Genomic DNA, 1,273 nt, shown 5'->3' on the forward strand with positions numbered 1-1,273 from the left:
GGGACTGCTGCACGGATAGGTGACAACTGACTTGTGGTGCCGACAGGCATCGCTGGAAGGATGTTCACCGTGCCCGCACCCCACCCCAAAGAGTTCCGCGAGGACGTCGTGGCCGTCGCTCGGCGTGGCCAGGCTCCGATCAGCCAGATCGCGAAAGACTTCGGGATCAGCGAGTCGTGCCTGCGTAACTGGCTACGTGCTGCCGAAGTCGAGGACGGCGCCCGGCCTGGTGTGACCTCGGCAGAGTCGGCCGAGCTGCGTGAGGCCCGCCGTAAGATCCGCCTGCTGGAGCAGGAGAACGAGGTGCTGCGCCGCGCCGCGGCCTACCTCTCTCAAGCGCAGCTGCCGGGAAAATGATGTACCCGCTCGTGAAAGAGCTCGCCGACGCGGGGATCCCCGTCACGGTGACGTGCCGGGTCCTGAAGCTCGCCAGACAGCCCTACTACCGATGGCTCGCCGCGCCCGTCACACGCCGAGAGCTCGAGCAGGCCTACCTGGCCAACGCGTTGTTCGACGCGCATCGTGATGATCCGGAGTTCGGGTACCGGCTCCTGGGTGACGAGGCCCGCCAGGCCGGCCTGGTGGCGTGTGACCGCACGATGTGGCGGCGCTGTCGTGACGGGCGCTGGTGGTCGGTGTTCGGCAAGAAGCGTGGGAAGAACGGCAAGCAGCCCGGTCCGGCCGCGCACGACGACTTGGTCCAGCGGGACTTCACCGCCACCGCACCGAACCGGTTGTGGCTCACGGACATCACCGAACATCCCACGGGTGAGGGCAAGGTCTACCTGTGCGCGATCAAGGACGTGTTCTCGGGCCGGATCGTGGGCTACTCCATCGGTGACCGGATGAAGTCGTCCCTGGCTGTGACCGCGCTCAACTCTGCGGTTGCCAGGCGTGGCATCAGCGGCGCCGACGTGGCTGGTTGTGTGGTCCATTCCGACCGCGGATCGCAGTTCCGGTCCCGGAAGTTCCTGGCTGAGCTGCGCCGTCATGACCTGGTCGGATCGATGGGTCAGGTCGCCTCGGCCGGGGACAACGCCGCGATGGAGTCCTTCTTCGCGCTGCTGCAGAAGAACGTCCTGGACCGCAGACGGTGGACTACCCGCGAGGAGCTGCGGATCGCGATCGTGACCTGGATCGAGCGGACCTACCACCGCCGCCGACGCCAGGCCCGTCTGGGACGTTTGACCCCGATCGAGTACGAAGCCACCATGACCACTCAGGTCGCACTCGCCGCCTGAGAAACCCTGTCACCTATCCGTGCAGCAGTCCC

1 protein-coding gene is annotated in these 1,273 nt (G+C 66.5%); it reads left to right on the forward strand.

Annotated elements, in window-relative coordinates; all coding sequences use genetic code 11:
• Positions 1 to 69 precede the first annotated feature (69 nt).
• A protein-coding gene (locus tag LUM46_RS26590) for an IS3 family transposase (protein WP_374726927.1) occupies positions 70 to 1,241 on the forward strand; the annotation gives its coding sequence in 2 pieces (ribosomal slippage) (positions 70 to 348 and positions 351 to 1,241; 1,170 coding nt in all).
• The last annotated feature ends 32 nt before the right edge of the window (positions 1,242 to 1,273 follow it).

It is taken from the genome of Promicromonospora iranensis (genome assembly GCF_028994805.1).
Taxonomy (GTDB): domain Bacteria; phylum Actinomycetota; class Actinomycetes; order Actinomycetales; family Cellulomonadaceae; genus Promicromonospora; species Promicromonospora iranensis.